This window comes from Salibacterium salarium (genome assembly GCF_030813635.1).
Lineage (GTDB): Bacteria > Bacillota > Bacilli > Bacillales > Marinococcaceae > Salibacterium > Salibacterium salarium.
Genome location: NZ_JAUSUM010000002.1, coordinates 700280 through 717131 on the forward strand (window position 1 = coordinate 700280; position 16852 = coordinate 717131).

Annotated in this window: 16 protein-coding genes, 1 riboswitch and 1 other annotated feature (1 of these 18 only partly in view); of the genes, 4 read left to right on the forward strand and 12 right to left on the reverse strand. The window is 37.5% G+C overall.

The features are described 5' to 3' along the window. Positions 1–32 precede the first annotated feature (32 nt). The 5 genes from metH to prsW form a co-directional block, all read right to left on the reverse strand. Entirely contained in the window at positions 33–3419 is a 3387-nt protein-coding gene (gene metH / locus J2S78_RS09290) for a methionine synthase (RefSeq protein WP_370871562.1), read from the reverse strand. Positions 3420–3478: 59 nt separating this feature from the next. After that, positions 3479–5344 (reverse strand): bifunctional homocysteine S-methyltransferase/methylenetetrahydrofolate reductase, encoded by a 1866-nt coding sequence (locus tag J2S78_RS09295; protein WP_306898029.1) that lies wholly within the window; start codon positions 5342–5344, stop codon positions 3479–3481. Between the two features lie 35 nt (positions 5345–5379). Then, positions 5380–6483 carry a methionine biosynthesis PLP-dependent protein gene (locus J2S78_RS09300; RefSeq protein ID WP_306898030.1) on the reverse strand — a complete coding sequence of 368 codons (1104 nt, stop codon included), beginning with the start codon at positions 6481–6483 and terminating at the stop codon, positions 5380–5382. Positions 6484–6570: 87 nt separating this feature from the next. Beyond that, a riboswitch (SAM riboswitch) is annotated at positions 6571–6674 on the reverse strand. A 63-nt stretch (positions 6675–6737) separates the two neighbouring features. Next, positions 6738–6902: a hypothetical protein gene (locus J2S78_RS09305; protein WP_306898032.1), complete on the reverse strand. Its 165-nt coding sequence runs from the start codon at positions 6900–6902 to the stop codon at positions 6738–6740. Positions 6903–6916: 14 nt separating this feature from the next. Further along, positions 6917–7567 carry a glutamic-type intramembrane protease PrsW gene (gene prsW / locus J2S78_RS09310; protein ID WP_306898033.1) on the reverse strand — a complete coding sequence of 217 codons (651 nt, stop codon included), beginning with the start codon at positions 7565–7567 and terminating at the stop codon, positions 6917–6919. A gap of 113 nt (positions 7568–7680) precedes the next feature. Between prsW and J2S78_RS09315 the strand changes: the two genes are divergently transcribed. Continuing rightward, positions 7681–8658: an asparaginase gene (locus tag J2S78_RS09315; RefSeq protein WP_306898034.1), complete on the forward strand. Its 978-nt coding sequence runs from the start codon at positions 7681–7683 to the stop codon at positions 8656–8658. 24 nt (positions 8659–8682) lie between these two features. On the opposite strand, the gene J2S78_RS09320 is transcribed toward J2S78_RS09315, so the two are convergent. From J2S78_RS09320 to J2S78_RS09330, 3 genes are all read right to left on the reverse strand, one after another. After that, entirely contained in the window at positions 8683–9663 is a 981-nt protein-coding gene (locus tag J2S78_RS09320; protein ID WP_306898035.1) for a YpdA family putative bacillithiol disulfide reductase, read from the reverse strand. A gap of 42 nt (positions 9664–9705) precedes the next feature. Next, complete coding sequence (locus tag J2S78_RS09325) at positions 9706–10263, reverse strand: adaptor protein MecA (protein WP_306898036.1); 558 nt, start codon at positions 10261–10263, stop codon at positions 9706–9708. 144 nt (positions 10264–10407) lie between these two features. Next, the gene (locus J2S78_RS09330) at positions 10408–11193 is read right to left on the reverse strand and encodes a metallophosphoesterase (RefSeq protein WP_306898038.1); all 786 of its coding nucleotides are present in this window, start codon (positions 11191–11193) and stop codon (positions 10408–10410) included. Positions 11194–11301: 108 nt separating this feature from the next. Here J2S78_RS09330 and J2S78_RS09335 point away from each other — a divergent pair, with 108 nt between their 5' ends. Further along, positions 11302–11499, forward strand: a complete 198-nt coding sequence (locus tag J2S78_RS09335) for a hypothetical protein (RefSeq protein ID WP_306898040.1) — start codon at positions 11302–11304, stop codon at positions 11497–11499. Between the two features lie 89 nt (positions 11500–11588). Here the strand turns inward: J2S78_RS09335 and J2S78_RS09340 are convergent, their stop codons facing one another. Genes J2S78_RS09340 through J2S78_RS09350 form a run of 3 tightly spaced genes read right to left on the reverse strand, consistent with a single transcriptional unit; the run spans position 11589 to position 14383 of the window. After that, a complete protein-coding gene (locus J2S78_RS09340) occupies positions 11589–11834 on the reverse strand; it encodes a hypothetical protein (protein WP_306898041.1) in 246 nt (81 codons plus the stop codon). 7 nt (positions 11835–11841) lie between these two features. Then, a complete protein-coding gene (locus tag J2S78_RS09345) occupies positions 11842–13335 on the reverse strand; it encodes a RecQ family ATP-dependent DNA helicase (RefSeq protein ID WP_306898044.1) in 1494 nt (497 codons plus the stop codon). Next, positions 13322–14383 carry a YpbB family protein gene (locus tag J2S78_RS09350; protein ID WP_306898045.1) on the reverse strand — a complete coding sequence of 354 codons (1062 nt, stop codon included), beginning with the start codon at positions 14381–14383 and terminating at the stop codon, positions 13322–13324. Before J2S78_RS09350 ends, J2S78_RS09345 begins: the two co-directional genes overlap by 14 nt. A 188-nt stretch (positions 14384–14571) precedes the next feature. Between J2S78_RS09350 and J2S78_RS09355 the strand changes: the two genes are divergently transcribed. Together J2S78_RS09355 and J2S78_RS09360 are read left to right on the forward strand one after the other, a co-directional pair. Further along, positions 14572–14820 carry a ferredoxin gene (locus J2S78_RS09355; protein WP_306898047.1) on the forward strand — a complete coding sequence of 83 codons (249 nt, stop codon included), beginning with the start codon at positions 14572–14574 and terminating at the stop codon, positions 14818–14820. A 93-nt stretch (positions 14821–14913) separates the two neighbouring features. Next, a complete protein-coding gene (locus tag J2S78_RS09360; protein WP_306898049.1) occupies positions 14914–15405 on the forward strand; it encodes an inorganic diphosphatase in 492 nt (163 codons plus the stop codon). Between the two features lie 101 nt (positions 15406–15506). Here the strand turns inward: J2S78_RS09360 and J2S78_RS09365 are convergent, their stop codons facing one another. Next, positions 15507–16577, reverse strand: a complete 1071-nt coding sequence (locus tag J2S78_RS09365; protein WP_306898050.1) for a M14 family metallopeptidase — start codon at positions 16575–16577, stop codon at positions 15507–15509. A 193-nt stretch (positions 16578–16770) separates the two neighbouring features. Continuing rightward, positions 16771–16852, forward strand: a binding site (T-box leader) (it continues 141 nt past the right edge of the window).

The following is a 16852-nucleotide window of genomic DNA, read 5'->3' on the forward strand; positions in this document are numbered from 1 at the left end:
CCCGACTTATCATCGAGAGGAGCTTTTTCAGATTATAAAACGCTGAAATATCTAGCTTCAGGATGCGCGAATACCATCGCTGATACCGAAGCCTCAGGCTCCATCATATATTCATCCGTCAGTTGAACACCTATTTTCTCGGGTTGAAGAAGGCGAAACAGTTTTGCTTGATCATTTAAATCGGGACAGGCCGGATAACCAAATGAAACCCGAATTCCCTGATACTTGGCAGAAAATCTTTCTTCCATGCTAAGGTCGGGTGAATCCGGAATTCCCCATTGATCTCTCATCATTTGGTGAAGTCTTTCTGCAAAACCTTCCGCTAATTCTAAAGCCGTTGCCTGTACTAAATGACTAAATAAATAATCACCGTTCTCTTTTGCAGTTGCTGACAATTCACGTACACCTTCTCCAGTAGTAACTGTTAAAAAACCTATATAATCGATTTCCCCACTTTCAACCGGACGAACAAAATCCGCCAAACATAAGTAAGGGGAACGCGGTTGACGTGGAAATGAGAAAGTTTCCAATACGTTTTGTTCTACCTCATTGTCATAGATAAAAATAGAATTTCCTTTAGACTGCGCCGGATAAAACTTGTACATACCGTGTGCTTTCAATAAATCTTCCGTTTTAATTCGTTCAATCAATTCATCTACCTTTGTTTTCAAGGCCATAGCCTTTTCATTTTCTTCAGACAATAAACGGCTGACTTTACCTTGTAAGCCTAGATGCTTACCCATCAGCATTTGTAAATTAATATAAGGTTCCAAGTGTTTTGGGCTGAAATTTTTCAATACATGTTCTTTTAAATCTGGAGGTGACTGAACAGGTACTTCCAACGAAACATTGGAACGGTTCGGGATTTCCTCCACAGGTTGAACAACTTTTTTATTTCCAGTCTGCTCTGAACGCTTTTTCCGCTTTTCAATGATATCTTGTTCTAACTTTGACTTTTCATCCGGTACTGCTAATTTATTAGCAATGTCTAATCCATTCATAGCGTCTTTTGCATATAAAACCATACCTTCATACTCAGCACTAATCTTTTCATCTGTGAATTTTCTTGTGAGTGCGGCCCCGCCGACGAGAACTGGTATGGATATTTGCTGATTTTTCAAATCTTGAGCGGTGAGTACCATTTGCTGAGCAGACTTGACCAATAAACCGCTCAAACCGACAACATCTGGTTTTTCTTGATTAATCGCTTCAATCAATTCATTAGATGTAACTTTTATACCTAAGTTAACGATTTTAAAACCGTTATTTGATAAAATAATATCGACTAAATTCTTGCCAATATCATGTACATCGCCCTTAACTGTAGCTAATAATATCTTCCCTTTGCCAGAATCATCCTCTTCTTTCGCTTCCATATGAGGTTCTAAATGAGCGACAGCTGCTTTCATTACTTCAGCGCTTTGTAATACTTCTGCTACAATTAGCTCGTTGTCGTTGAATAATTTACCAACTTTATCCATCCCAACCATTAATGGGCCATTAATAATATCCAATGGCGTGTTATACGTCGCAAGTGCTTTATCTAAATCTATGAATAAGCCTTCCTTCGTACCTTCTACTACATATTCTGCGAGCCTGTCTTGAAGCGAAAGGTTTTTTTCTACTTTTTTCTTTTCGGCTTTTTTTCCACGGTAATGTGCAGTGAATTCTGCTAATGTAGCATCAGACGTTTCAAATAGCAGTTTTCTGGCAAGCTCTTTTTCAGCATCTGGTATGCTCGCAAATCGTTCTAGTTTCTCTGTATTTACAATGGCATAATCCAATCCTGCGTTCGTACAATAATACATGTATGCTGCGTTTAGTACCTCTCGTCCAACGGGAGGCAAACCAAAAGAAACATTGCTTACCCCAAGAATTGTCAAACAATCTGGAAGTTGTTCTTTAATCAATTTAATTCCTTCAACTGTGGCTTTGGCTGAACCTATATATTGTTCATCCCCTGTCCCGACTGGAAAAACAAGCGGATCAAAAATAATATCTTTTGGATTCATCCCATACTTATCAACGAGTAAGTCATGAGACCGTTTGGCAATTTCAAATTTTCTCTCTGCTGTTACAGCCATTCCATCCTCATCAATCGTGCCAACTACAACGGCAGCGCCAAATTGTTGAATAATTGGAATAATATCTGCAAATCGTTCTTCTCCATCTTCTAAATTAATGGAATTGATAATAGCTTTTCCTTGAGAATATGTTAATGCTTTTTTTATAACTTCAGAATCGGTTGAGTCAATCATTAATGGAACTTTTACTTTATTCACTACATAACTTAAGAAAGCTTCCATATCTTTCAATTCATCTCGATCTGGATCAGCAAGACAAACATCAATGACGTGTGCCCCTTTTTTCACTTGAGCTCTTGCTATTTCGGACGCTTCTTCAAACTTTTCCTCATTGATGAGTCGTTTAAATTTGCGAGAACCGATAACATTGGTCCTCTCCCCTACAAAAAGAGGTCTCATATCTTCCTCATAAATAAGTGGTTCAATACCCGAAACACTATGAGAATGTGCTTCTGCTGGAACCCTCGGTTCATAATCTTTTATTGTTTCTCTTAATACTTTAATGTGTTCTGGTGTTGTTCCACAACAGCCACCTACGACGTTCAACCACCCTTTTTCAGCAAAAGTTTTCAACTTGGAAGCCAGTGATTCTGCTGATTCATGATAATGACCTTCTTCATCTGGAAGACCCGCATTCGGATAACAGTGAACGTGTGTTGTAGCTAGCTCAGATAAAGACCGTAGATGATCTCTCATAAACTCTGGTCCTGTTGCACAATTAAGACCAACTACAGTTGGTTTCATATGTTCTAGCGAAATATAAAACGACTCAATTGACTGCCCTGCAAGCGTTGTTCCCATTGGTTCAATCGTTCCCGAAATCATTAACGGTAACTCTGTGTTCTGATCTGTTTCTGCTTTCTTGATACCCAGATAAGCAGCCTTAACATTTCTCATATCCTGACTGGTCTCTAATAGGAAAATGTCAGAGCCGCCTTCTATTAATCCGATTGCCTGTTCTTGGTAAGCATCTACAAGTTCATCAAATGTAGCTCCACCTGTGACAGACAATGATTTCGTGGTCGGCCCCATTGCTCCTGCCACAAACCGTGGCTGATCAGTGCTTGAGTATTCATTTGCTGCTTTTTTGGCTATTTTGGCAGCTTCGATGTTCAACTCTCTTGCTCTTTCCTGTAAGTCGTAATCGGCCAATACAATACTTGTAGCACCAAATGTATTCGTTTCAATAATATCAGCACCCGCTTGTAAATATTCTCTATAAATCCGATCAATAACGTGGGGCGCTGTTACGTTCAAGTATTCATTACAGCCATCGTAATGCTCTCCACCAAAATCCTCCGCATCTAAATTTGCATTTTGGAGCATTGTTCCCATTGCTCCATCTAAAAATAGTATGGATTGTTTAAGTCTTTCTTTAAAATCGGTTGTTGTATTCAAATTCCCCACTCCTTCGTATATCTGCCCACTGCACTGCCGCTATAATTTTTTTGTCGAACATATGAAGTTAATTCGGCCGTAATATCATAGCGTAAAAATGGAGTAATAAAATATAACCCGTTAAAATATTGCAAAGCTTTGTCAATCAAATCTTTAGAAATAGAAATTCCTTCTTTTTTTGCTTTATCTTTATCTTCTCCGCATTGAGCCATGCGTTCTCTTATATCGTCTGTTAACGTGATACCCGGGACCTCATTATGTAAGAATTCAGCATTTCTACTGCTAATTAATGGCATAATTCCAACATAAATCGGTGCAGATAAATGTTTGGTCGCTTCATATATCTCTTCAAATTGGTTTTCTCCGTAGATAGGCTGAGTCATGAAATAGTCTGCACCTGCTTCTATTTTCTTTTCCAACCGCTGTACTGCTTTATGAAGGTTTCTAACATTCGGGTTAAATGCAGCCGCTACAGTAAAAGACGTTTTTTCTCCAAGTGATTTTCCTGAAAAAGAACGTCCTTCATTCATCTCTTTCATTAACGACATCAATTTAAGCGAGTTCATGTCATATACTGATGTAGCACCAGGAAAATCGCCCACTTTAGTAGGATCACCAGTCACTGCTAACACATCTTGGATACCAAGGGCATGTAGCCCTAATAAATGAGATTGCAGCCCAATTAAATTTTTGTCTCGGCAGGCAATATGTAAAAGCGGACGCGCATTTGTTTGATTTTTAATAATAGCACCCATTGCAAGATTATCTATACGAGGCGTTGCTAGTGAATTATCAGCCATCGTTACAGCATCAGCTCCTGCGTTATACAACGCTTGTGCCCCTTCCACAAATTTCTCTGTGGCTAGCTTCTTTGGCGGATCTAATTCCACAATGACAGATGGTTTTTCGTCGCTTACATCATCAAGTTGATAAGAAAATGATGAATCAGAAGAGGAGGTTGGAGTTTCAACCTGCGCTATATATTCAATTTCTTTCGTTTCAATAGGTGCACTATTTTTAACTGCTTTGGCAACTTCTGATATATGTTCAGGTGTTGTGCCGCAACACCCGCCAATTAAGCGAACTCCCTGTTTTTTAAAATCTAACGCTCTTTCGTAAAAGTAATTAGGATTAGATTGATAGACAAAACGACCATCATCTAAATCTGGCAAACTTGCATTCGGATAAGCTGAAAAATAGACATCATCCATTAACGGTACTGGTTCAAGTGATCGTAGAATATGATAAGGTCCCATCCGACAATTCAATCCAACGATATCGGCCCCTACTTCTTTTAATTGCTCAAACGCTTCTTTTACAGAAATACCTCCGTGCATGACACCCACTTCGCCTAACGCTGCTTGAGCAATAACAGGCATCGTTGTTATGTCTCGTACAATTTTAATCGCATCAAGAAGTTCCGATAAATCATAAAATGTTTCTAATAATAGACCATCCGGATTCTCAGACAAAAGGGCCTCCGCTTGTTCTTTGAAAGCAGCTTGAATTTGCTCTTTGGTTTTATCGTTTTGTTGAACTCCTTTGATTCCCCCAATCGTTCCCACAACAAATGTATCGTTTGTTGCGGCTTTTTTAGCAAGCTTAACACCCTCTTGGTTGATTTTAGCAACCTCGTCTTCCAATTGATATTTTTCCAACTTTACCCTATTGGCAGCATATGTATTAGACTGAATAACATCTGCTCCAGCTTCCACATATTCTTGATGAATTTTTTCAATAACTTTGGGCTCTCGGACATTCATCGCTTCAAACGAACCAGTATATCCTTTTTCGTATAAATACGTCCCCATTGCCCCGTCACCAATCAATATTCTACGCTTCACTTCACTTATTATATTCAATGTGAATTCATCCTTCCTCCGTATCATGTATCTGTTTAAAGTATAGAAAGGGCTTGATCCAAATCAGCTATTAAATCTTCCGCATTTTCAATACCAACGGAAAAACGGAGAAGTCTGTTACATACACCATTTGCTATTCTAACTTCTTCTGGCATATCAGCATGCGTTTGAGTTGCGGGATATGTCATGAAACTTTCTACTCCACCTAAGCTTTCAGCAAAAGTGATGACTCTCAATTCCTTAAGAAGTGTATTCACCCATTCTTCTTTTTGTAGGCGAAACGACAGCATACCGCCTTTTCCTGGATATAAAACGTCTAAGATCTTATCATGATTTTCTAAATATTGAGCTATTTCCCTGGCATTCTGGGTATGTTTTTCCATGCGAAGCGATAAGGTTTTCATTCCACGCATTAACAGCCAAGAATCCATGGGTGATAGAATAGTTCCCATTCCATTTTGAAAATCACCAAGACGTTTACAAACCTCGTCATCGTTTGCAACTAACAGTCCGGCAATGACATCATTATGTCCGCCTAAATATTTAGAAGCACTATGAACTACAACGTCCGCCCCCATTTTGATAGGTTGCTGCAAAAGTGGCGTATAAAACGTGTTATCTACAATAAGCAATATATTATTTTCCTTCGCTATCGTAGATAAAGCATGTATGTCTGCTTCCTGCATTAATGGATTTGTCGGTGTTTCAATAAACAAAGCACGTGTCTTTTTATTTATTAGTAATTTGAAATCTTCTAGATTCCTTGGGTCTCCGTATTGGATGGAAACGCCCCAGTTTCTCCAGCCTTCCTCAAATAATCTGTATGTTCCTCCATATAAATCTTGAGAAGCTACTATTTCATCATCTTTATCAAAAATGGCAAACAGAGTCTGTATCGCAGCCATTCCTGAACTAAACGCAAAACCCTGCGTTCCGCCTTCTAGTTCGGCAATTGAATTCTCGAGAATATCTCTTGTTGGATTACCAGTTCTCGAGTAATCATATCCCGTTGACTCACCGATTCCGTGATGACGGTATGCTGTTGAAAAATAGACTGGTGGATTAACTGCTCCTGTTTTATCATCTTGATTGTTCCCAATTTGCACTAAGTTTGTTTCTATGTGATAGTTATTGCTCATATTTTTCACACCTTTATAACGTTTTTTTTAATACGAAAGCCTTCTTCAAGATAGAAGAAGGCCTGCTTTTAAATGCATGTTCACTTCATCCTATCTCTCAGACATAACATCTGACGGAATTAGCACCTGACCACTTTAGGCTGGTTGCTGAGATTTCTCAGGGCCTGTCCCTCCATCTCTCTCGATAAGAATACAGAAAATTTAGTTGTTATTAAAACCGTACACGATACAAAGAAGTTTTGCAACAGTTATTATTACTCTGGTGTAGCATCAATATGAAGATTGGATTCATTTCCACATATACACTGTTTAAATCCTGTCTCCAATTCGCCTTTTTCGTTATTTCGGCCGCGAAGAATATATCTTTCACCACATTTCGGGCACCGAACAATGACCCGATAACGAGTTTCCCCAGTCATAACCTGCATCCTTTCTAAGCCATTTTTTCGTTTGCTTTTTTTGTTCTGGATAAAGCAAACCACCACAAAAAAAACATAAATGGCACAATAATAAACATCACATTTTCGTGAATTGTTAATAGTATCAAGTCGTATACACCATGCAAAATAATAGGTACAACAAGTGATAAACTAATCCAAAGTTTAAAGTTATTAGGCTTGGATTTTTTTGCACACCCCATATAATACCCCATTACCACACCAAATAACGCATGACTTGAAACAGGAAGAAATGCTCTGCCAATAGCAGAATCTATTCCTAACGCCATTAAATACATTACATTTTCAGCTGAGGCGAATCCTAATGATAAAGCAACTCCGTAAATAATACCATCATAACGAGATTGAAATAACACAAAACGATATATTGCAAAATACAAAAGAAACCATTTAAAAAATTCTTCCAGTCCTGCAACTCCAACAAAAGCATGTAACCACTCTGCCTCAAATATCGATTCTGCTTCTAACGCATATTGAAGCACCATAATAGGGAACACAAGCAGCGCACCAATAATGAATGCTCTTAAAACTTGTGTAAAAGTCCTTGATTCATATTCATTACGTAAGTAAAAATAACTTAATAAGGCAATACCCGGTGCCAGAGCTGCTGTTACAAGGGCAATCACTTTTGCATCCCATCCCCTCTTCTTATAATAATAGTAACACGCTGTTTTCACACCGGAAAAGAGAGCTTATGATAGAATATAGCAATAATACATCAATGAAAGGAATGAAATAAGTGAAAAAAATACTTATTCTTCATACAGGCGGAACTATTTCTATGCAGGAAAACAAAGAAACAGGAGGAGTCACTACAAGTGATCGAAACCCCTTACACCAATGGGATGGGATTGCAAGCGAAAATGTCGACATTATATCAGAAGATGCTTTTCACCTTCCGTCTCCACACATAACATCAGAACATATGCTGAGTTTATTCCAACTAATGAATAAACGCTTGCAAGAAACAAACGCTGATGGTGTGGTGATTACACACGGAACCGATTCACTTGAAGAAACAGCCTATGCCATTGACCTGCTTCACAGCAGTAGTATTCCGGTTGTGTTCACGGGTGCCATGCGTTCAAGTAATGAAATTAGTTCAGATGGCCCTTACAATTTTATTACTGCTGTTCAGACTGCTGCGAATGAAAATGTTCAAGGGGCTGGGGTTCTCGTTGTAATGAACGAACATATTCATTTAGCAAAATACGTAACTAAATCGCATTCATCAAATGTTGCTTCCTTTCAAAGTCCAATGACAGGTCCGGTTGGAGAAGCTACAAAACATGAAATACTTTTGTATCAACAACCAGAACGTATAGATGAATCTTTTAATGTTTCATATTTTAATAAAAAAGTATTGTTAATGAAAACGTATGCCGGGATGGAAGAAAATGTTTTTCAGCACATTATATCTCAGCCTTTGGATGGCGTTGTCATCGAGGCAATGGGACAAGGAAACGTGCCTTCTTCGCTGTTAAAACCTATTCAATCACTAATTAAACAACAAATCCCAGTAGTAATAGCTACAAGATGTTTCAGCGGCAGCGTCCACGCTGTATACAGTTATGAAGGGGGCGGCCAACATTTAAAAGAAATAGGAGTTATATTCGCCCATGGATTGAATGGACCCAAAGCACGTTTAAAACTTATGGCTGCGCTTGAAAGTTCTTTTTCGTTAGAAGAGATGAAACGCAGTTTTGAAAAGAAGTAACGAATCATCAATCAACCGGAAGGGTCACAACCCTTCCGATTCTATTGACGCAGCTATTTTCTCCCCATGGTGACGCCCATTTTCTATAAATATTTCATTGGCATCGTTACCAGCGGCAATAACACCTGCTATGTAAATACCTTTCACATTTGACTCCATTGTCTCTTTATTGTGTATAGGTAGGCCCGTATCTCCCTCTATTTTGACTCCCATCCGCTGCAAAAAAGTATGATTCGGATGATATCCTGTCATGGCCAAAACGAAATCCGTCTCTACTGCTAACTCTTTTCCGTTTTTCTTATAGTGGACATGAGACGAAGTAATTCGGTTTACTTCAGCTTCATATTCCATTGTCACAGCGCCGTGACGAACTAGAGAATGAAAGTCAGGGAGTATCCACGGCTTCACCTCTTTAGTAAACTCTTCCCCTCGATAAAGGACAGTTACTTCTGCACCTGCTTGTTCGAGAGCAAGAGTTGCATCTACCGCCGAATTTTTACCTCCTATGACCGTTACCTTTTTTTGAAAAAAAGGATGGCTCTCTTTGAAGTAGTGATAGACATGTGGCAAATTCTCACCTGGTATCTCCATCAAATTAGGATTATCATAATATCCCGTAGCCACTATTATTTTACTCGCGTTATACATCTTGTAAGCTCCAGTTTGTTTTTGTGTCTTCACATAAAAACAGCTCTCCTCCTCAACGATGTCTTCTACTCGCTCATACGATTGAATTCTCAACTTACTTCTGTTCGCTACTTGTCTATAATAAACAAGTGCTTCATGTCTTTTGGGCTTTCGTTCTATTGAAGGAAACGGAAAGCCGCCAATTTCTAACTTCTCACTTGAACTGAAGAACGTTTGATGCGAGGGATATTGATATATCGAATGGACAACATTGTTTTTCTCTATCAACAATGGATCATATCCTTTGTTTTGTAGAGCAAGCCCTGCCGCTAATCCGCAAGGACCAGCTCCAATGATAATAATTGTTTCCTTTTTCATCCTTATGTCTCCTTGCTTTTCCTGTTATTTTACTGTTTTAGACTATTCAAATTTGGCGAAGATAAACTGCAAGGCAGAATCATTGCTAATAATTTTTCCTTTTTCTCTAATATAATCTGGATTTAAAGGAGATCTTTCCCCATATTCTTCTAATAACATAATAATTTTATCAGCATTTTTAAAGAGAAAAGGATCGAATAACAAATAATAACATGGGTAAAAAAAGATATATGTTCCACCTGTCAATCCATGAATTTCGGCTCGTTTGGCAAAAGTTAACACATCTTCTTCCCGTGCAAACCGAAATAAAATACTGTATGGCGATGTAGATTGTTCCTGTTTTAATTTGTTTCCTTTTTCATCTAAGCAATCAATAATGAGAAAAATAGCATCTTGCTCCGATTCTCTAATTTCTGCATCAATGTGTATATCGGTGTTCCAATTAAAATGATTACAAATTGTGTGAAGAAGTTTAGAAAAAAACAACTCTGCTTCATGGTTACTGACAAACCCTTGATGCGGATCTAAACCATTTTCAAACAACTCTTTTTTATTTATTAGTATTTTCACTCTATCTTCCGGCCAAGTATATAATTCCATCTTTTATTCCTCCTGCTCTACCTTGCTTAAAAATAAGCAAATAACTGGGCGCGATAATACTACATGGTATTCACAAACCAGAAAGAGGTGAGAAAGAGAAAGAAATCATTCTGTAAAAACTTTGCTTTTAGTGTAAGAGTCGTTTTATTGATTGTAAAATTTTATGGCTCCTTCTTCCTTTCGTTTTAAGGTAATAAGGTGAGTTTCAGCTGGAGCTCCCCAACGTAAAGGCAACGTTGTCGTTCCATATCCATTACTAATTAATAAAGGAATCCCGCGTCTAACCTTCCATCCTCCTTTTTCTCGAAGTCCAAACGGCCCTAGGCGAATTTGTCCACCGTGCGTGTGTCCTGTAAGAGCCGCACAAATTGATTGCAAATGGGAAAGTTTATTTAATACCGCTGGATCATGTGTGACTAAAATGGAGATATCACTGGACCTATTACCACTCAAAAAACGATCATCAACAACTTGATTTTGATCGCTTATTCCTGCAATTTCAACTTTTTCATTGTTCACTTCCCAAGAAATACACTCATTCTCAAGAATGATAACTCCCTCGTCTTGAAGCAAATCTCGCAGTATTTCAGGTTGTTCTTCTATGTCATTGTTTCCCCATACAAATACAACTTGAGCGACTTTTTTTAACTGACGTATGTTGTGTAAAACATTTTGCAACGGAACATCCTTCTCCGTTAAATCACCACCAACAATAACGAAGTCCGGTGTTTTTTCAATATTTTGCAATAACTTTCCTGGAATTTTGCGAAAATGAATATCTGAAATAAAAAAAATGCTTCTTCCTGAGAAGCTTTCGGGCAAGTCGGTAACAGGCAAAATTTCTGATTTCACAACGTTTTTTTTGGCTTCTTGGAACATCCAAAACAACCACAGCAGCAAAAGTATAGGTAATAACACTAACTTTTTCATCTTTATCGACCTTTCCACTTGATTTATTTCATCATGTTTCTATTACCTAGCATTTTGTATGTGTAATAGCTATAATAATATCAAGTAATATTCTTGGAGGAACTTTACATGGATTTGATAATTTTTTTAATTGGAGCCGGTTTATTTGGAATTGGATTTTTTTTATTGTTATTTTTCTTAATGAGAAAAATAACATTAGTCATCCCTTTTATTATGATGGGAATAGGCGTCATTATTTGTTTTGTCGGATTAGCTCTGTCTTCTCCATTGACAGAGGAAAGCGCCACACTCATTTTAAATAAATAGTTTTATTTATAGGGCTATTGTTATTACAATCCTTTTCTCTCTTATTTGCTTCATAGTTTGCTTTCGCGCAATTTTAAAAAACGGGTTTCTTACTGATCAAGCCATAGCGGAGCAAACACTGCAATTAAGACAAGCAGCACAAATAAGATAAGTAATAACCGCGCTAAAGGAAAACTGATTCGTACTTTCATTTTATTACGTTTATTTTTGTGGGTTTCACTTCTCGATGGTAAAGAAGAGACAGACATCTGCTCTTCTTTACTTTCTTTTTGAGAGCGACGCTCGGATCGTTGACGTAATTGTTCCGCCTGATCCTCTTTATAATTTGGTTCCATCCTTCCATCATCCTTTATGTGTCTGTTGTTGTAATAGCGCGTATAGTCTGTCCTGCCATGACATCATTGGAAAGCCAGCATCTCCCGCCTCATCAACATCTTCCAACGGTTCTGTTATACCACATACATCACAGCATTGTTTAGCGGGAGATTGTAGCGTTTCTCCAAACGTTTCGAGTAGTGTTTCCCGTCTGCACTTATTGTTATTGCTTATCCATTCTTCCATTTGGATGAGCTTATTGAATTTCCAGCCTTTACGCCTTTTTATAACCATGTTTATGAACTCTTCCTGAGAACGAGCATCTTCCTTATTTCTCCATTCTTCCCAATAATGCGATATAAAACGGGCATGAACATCTTCAAAACCATAAGATTCAACCCTTTTTCGCGTAACGTCATGGCTATCATCTGTGCGTAACACTTCACAAATATATTGTACCTCTTCTTCGGTTGGAAATTCCCATTCAATCATTTTCCTCGGAAAAACGTGATCAATCTCTGTGTACAATAAAATCGAGGTGCTTCGTTGTCCGTCTCTTCCCGCTCTTCCCATTTCTTGAACATAAGACTCAATATCTTTTGGATAATCAAAATGAATGACAAACCGAATATTAGGCTTATTTATCCCCATACCAAAAGCATTAGTACAACAAATAATTTGTACTTCATCTAATAAAAATTGCTGTTGAATAAGGTGGCGATCCTCTTTAGTCATGCCTCCGTGATAAGCTGAAGCAGCAAATGGCATCTCATTTTTTATCGCTTCCGCTAACTCCTCTGCCTTTTTACGACTCCCTACATAAACCATGCCTGGTTTTGGTAGTTTTCGCACGCAATCTATTAACTCAATTCGTTTTTCTTCTTCCGTTTCTTTTTTTATCGTGCGAATAGATATATTCGTTCGATCCACAGTATCGCACTTAATAACGGGATCTTTCATATTCAGCTTATCTAGGATATCCTTTCTCACTTCTGGAGCAGCTGTAGCTGTTAATGCTAGACATGGTGGACTTCCCATCTTATTTCGCGCTTCACCGATTTTTAAATAATCCGTTCGAAATTCGTGACCCCATTGCGAAATGCAATGTGCTTCATCTACAGCAAGTAACGACACATTCAATCTAGATAATTTATCTAGTACATCTTTTTGCTGTAGACTTTCCGGTGATATGTATATCAGCTTATATTCAGGCAGTCGATTTAATACACTTTTTTTTTCTTTTAAGCTCAAAAAACTATTATAGGATGCAACATTTTTTATCCCAAGCTGTTTTAATTCCTGTACTTGGTTTTCCATTAAAGCGAGCAGAGGAGACACAATAATTGCCGTACCTTGTTTCAATAAAGCTGGTAATTGGTAACAAAGCGATTTCCCTGAACCTGTTGCAGTCATCAAAAATACATCTTCACCCGATAAGACAGATTCTATGATTTCCCGTTGATTGTGTTTAAATGAAGAATAACCAAACCATTCATATAAACGATTATCAAGTGTTCCCATGATTACCTCCATAATAAGCGAGCGTCAAACGAATGATAAAATAATTTACTCCTGGCTCTGGTAATGCTTCTTTTATCGTCTTTAACTTCATTGTTTTTTCCGACTTCATTTTATTTACAATCAAATTTTTCCAGTATTCAGATACATACTGATGTATCTGAAATTCCTCATCCTCCGAAGCAATTTCCACTACGTGATCTTCTATTGTACTTCGCTTTAACTGGCGAATGTATGATATTTCATCCATCGTAAAACCTTGCTTGAGATAATAGAGTGTATGTTTAGTGGTTCTGGTTAAGACAGTTTTTTCTATTAAATTATAAGCGGCTTCTTTAAGATACGTTGTTTGATCAACATGTTCCAGTAAATAGTGTATTACTGCTTGAAACCGGAAGTAACATTCATCTTCCTCCAACAAAGTCATTTCCGAAAGCTGGCGCATGGTAAGACCTGTATAATTATAACCGGATAAACGATAACTAAATAAAAAAGCATCCTGGTTAGAAAGCTGTTCCAGCAATTGAAATAACTCCCCCAACAACGCATCTGCTAGAACTTGTTTCGTTTTATCATTTTTAGGCCACCGTTGTTTCAACCATTGCTGTACTTCTTCCTCTTCAAATACCGGTAAAAACGAACGATTTTTTGCTAACGCATAAGATAAACATTGAATAAGCAAGGATACTCTTTTCCAAAACAGCGATTCTGCTTGTCCATATTTCCAGCCGTTAAAAAAAGCAGGCCAGTCATAATGTAATAGAAAATCAGTAAGATATTGTTTACCTTTTGCTGTCATTCTTACTAAGTTTTCATTTGTGTCAATAAGTTCATATTTCACTAATTCATCGGTTTCTGCTGTGAAATCCGAGATTTTCCAGTAAGGAAACATATGAAAATATTTTGTAAGATTATACCATTTTATATCTTGAATCGTTTGCGACGATCTTTTGCCAGTTAATATGTGAAAGATGGAATTAACAGAACGTTCTCCATCTAGATGATCTGATAAGTATAAAAAAATAGTTTGGCGAAAGGAAAGATTATTCAATACACCAACCTCACCTTTTTAATTTTATAGGAAATAGAGATTTTGGAATATGTCTTAAATCGTTCACTTCTTCTATTTTGTCCCTATTGAAAAGTTTATCACGAAAGCATACAATATGAAACAGAATACTCTCAGAAACATGAATATACTTGTATACTTATACATTGTATCTTTTAGAGGTGATATATATGGCAAGCTTCACTATAGTAGATAAAGATACCTGTATAGCATGCGGAGCATGCGGAGTTGCTGCTCCGGACATTTATGATTACGATGACGAAGGGCTTGCCGAAGTAATCATCGACGATAATACAGGAACTTCTCCTATCTCTGACGCGTTGGAAGAAGATATGTTAGACGCTTACGAGGGATGTCCTACTAATTCTATTCAAGTCTCTAATACGCCTTTTGAAGGTGATCCGTACAAAATTGAATAAAGAATAAACTTTTATTTTTTTCTTGTTTTTATTTTATTGCCATTCCTGCTATAATTCTTAGTGAAATTGTTTACATATTAAGGAGGCTGTATGATGTCAGCAGAAAACAGAGAAGTAGAAGCAATTATTGAAATTCCAACCGGTAGTCAAAACAAATACGAATTTGACAAGGATAAGGGCCACTACAAATTAGACCGCGTTCTTTTTTCCTCCATGTTTTATCCAGCAGAATATGGATATATCGACAACACACTTGCACTTGACGATGATCCTTTGGACATCCTTGTACTCGTTACAAATCCAACTTTCCCAGGATGCGCTATTGATTCACGTGTCATTGGATACTTGGAAATGGTTGATGATGGAGAAGAGGACCAAAAGCTTTTGGCTGTCCCTACAGAAGACCCAAGATTCGATAATATCCAATCCATTAAAGACGTACCTCAACATAAACTCGATGAAATCTCCCATTTCTTTAAAACATATAAAGACTTGGAAAACAAAAAAACCGAAGTTGGTAAATGGGAAGATGCAGCCGCTGCTGCTAAGCTGGTTGACGATTGCATTGAACGCTATAAAAAATAAAACTAAAAAAAGCATTGGGATGTCTCTATCCTAATGCTTTTTTTAGAGAAAAAAATATATCCCTATTTCTGGGATTTCATTAGACATGCACATCTCTCAAATCATGAGAAATCTGGAAAAGTAATACTCTCCAACAACAAGGGCAGACAAGTTATCCAAATTCTTTTAGACGCTTCTAACGGTAATGGATTCTGACCTGTTCCAGTTTCGACAGTAAATCCAGGACGTTTAAATTCTTTGATGAACCAATCTTTATACCCTGCTTTACTATCCGCTGTTTTAACAGCCCTATACGAACTAGCTCTAGCGAGACGATTCGCGAGCTCCTTACTTTCATCAGGTTCTTGATTCTGATAGCCCCAATAAATTTCTTCACCTTGAGAGTGTAGGGCAATGACATGGGAAAATTCTTCTTTCGTTGATAATTCATGAATTGCTTTCGTTTCTGGTTCAGATAAAGGGGAGTACCCTCCAAAATGCCTGAAAAAAGGTCGTCCCGGACTCGATCTCGCTTCTTCGTACCAGTCTGCTGGCCATTGGTGATTTAAATCTACACCCGATGCATTAGCCGACCAATGTCTAAAATCTTTGTAACCTTCATTTATTTGCAAAATATCTTGCTGATAATTGTTTAACCCATAAATACCTTCTTGAACTAATTCAACCCCATCAGGATTCACCAATGGTACTACAAATAACGTAACATTTTGATACAGTTCTTCTATATTTAACCCGAACCAGCTTTTTCTTTTATTAAGTCTTGTTTCCCATTCTTGCAAAAACTTCATTAGCAACCACGTGTTAAGCCACTCATTTCCGTGCCATGCAGCAGAAATAAATATTTTTTTCTTCCCTGTTCCAGTGCGAAATAGCCAAATAGGTTTACCAAGAACTGATAATCCGATTTTTTCACAATGTATGGACGGACCGACTTTCAAGCGGTCATTTTCCAACTCTCTCCACCCATATTCGTACAAACATCCGTTATCTTTCTCAGAAAGATTGTATGAATTATCTGTTGGAATTCGAAGAAAAGTACCAGGTTTCAAATACGAATGAAAAGCAGGATTACTTTGATTTTCATACGTTAATGCTTCCAGCCTGACTTTATGATTAAATGCAATTTTTGCCTGTGTGTCCCCTTTTTTAACCTCATACCACCTAATTAGCATCCTCCCCTTTTTCATTCATTTGTTCCTGTTTTAGTATATTGACTTTTTATGTCACCTATGATACATTTACAAGCAATGAATAGAGTATACATACTTTATTAAATGATTACTAGTAACAAGTGAAAGCTACTGTAATCACTTTCATGAACACTCCTCGGTTAGAGTGTTCTTAGAATTCACAAAAAATTTAATTATTAATGCGTAGATGAAGAATGACGAAATGAATGTTTATCTCAGAGAGCCGGGAAAGCTGAGAACCGGTATAACACATTTCT

What these genes read in the sequence shown, in the direction of transcription:
- J2S78_RS09355 (WP_306898047.1), top strand. Translation starts at nt 14,572, where the DNA reads ATGGCAAGCTTCACTATAGTAGATAAAGATACCTGTATAGCATGCGGA.
- J2S78_RS09340 (WP_306898041.1), bottom strand. Translation starts at nt 11,834, where the DNA reads ATGGAACCAAATTATAAAGAGGATCAGGCGGAACAATTACGTCAACGA.
- J2S78_RS09325 (WP_306898036.1), bottom strand. Translation starts at nt 10,263, where the DNA reads ATGGAATTATATACTTGGCCGGAAGATAGAGTGAAAATACTAATAAAT.
- J2S78_RS09360 (WP_306898049.1), top strand. Translation starts at nt 14,914, where the DNA reads ATGTCAGCAGAAAACAGAGAAGTAGAAGCAATTATTGAAATTCCAACC.
- J2S78_RS09345 (WP_306898044.1), bottom strand. Translation starts at nt 13,335, where the DNA reads ATGGGAACACTTGATAATCGTTTATATGAATGGTTTGGTTATTCTTCA.
- J2S78_RS09335 (WP_306898040.1), top strand. Translation starts at nt 11,302, where the DNA reads ATGGATTTGATAATTTTTTTAATTGGAGCCGGTTTATTTGGAATTGGA.
- J2S78_RS09305 (WP_306898032.1), bottom strand. Translation starts at nt 6,902, where the DNA reads ATGACTGGGGAAACTCGTTATCGGGTCATTGTTCGGTGCCCGAAATGT.
- J2S78_RS09330 (WP_306898038.1), bottom strand. Translation starts at nt 11,193, where the DNA reads ATGAAAAAGTTAGTGTTATTACCTATACTTTTGCTGCTGTGGTTGTTT.
- J2S78_RS09300 (WP_306898030.1), bottom strand. Translation starts at nt 6,483, where the DNA reads ATGAGCAATAACTATCACATAGAAACAAACTTAGTGCAAATTGGGAAC.
- metH (WP_370871562.1), bottom strand. Translation starts at nt 3,419, where the DNA reads ATGGGAACAATGCTCCAAAATGCAAATTTAGATGCGGAGGATTTTGGT.
- J2S78_RS09320 (WP_306898035.1), bottom strand. Translation starts at nt 9,663, where the DNA reads ATGAAAAAGGAAACAATTATTATCATTGGAGCTGGTCCTTGCGGATTA.
- J2S78_RS09365 (WP_306898050.1), bottom strand. Translation starts at nt 16,577, where the DNA reads ATGCTAATTAGGTGGTATGAGGTTAAAAAAGGGGACACACAGGCAAAA.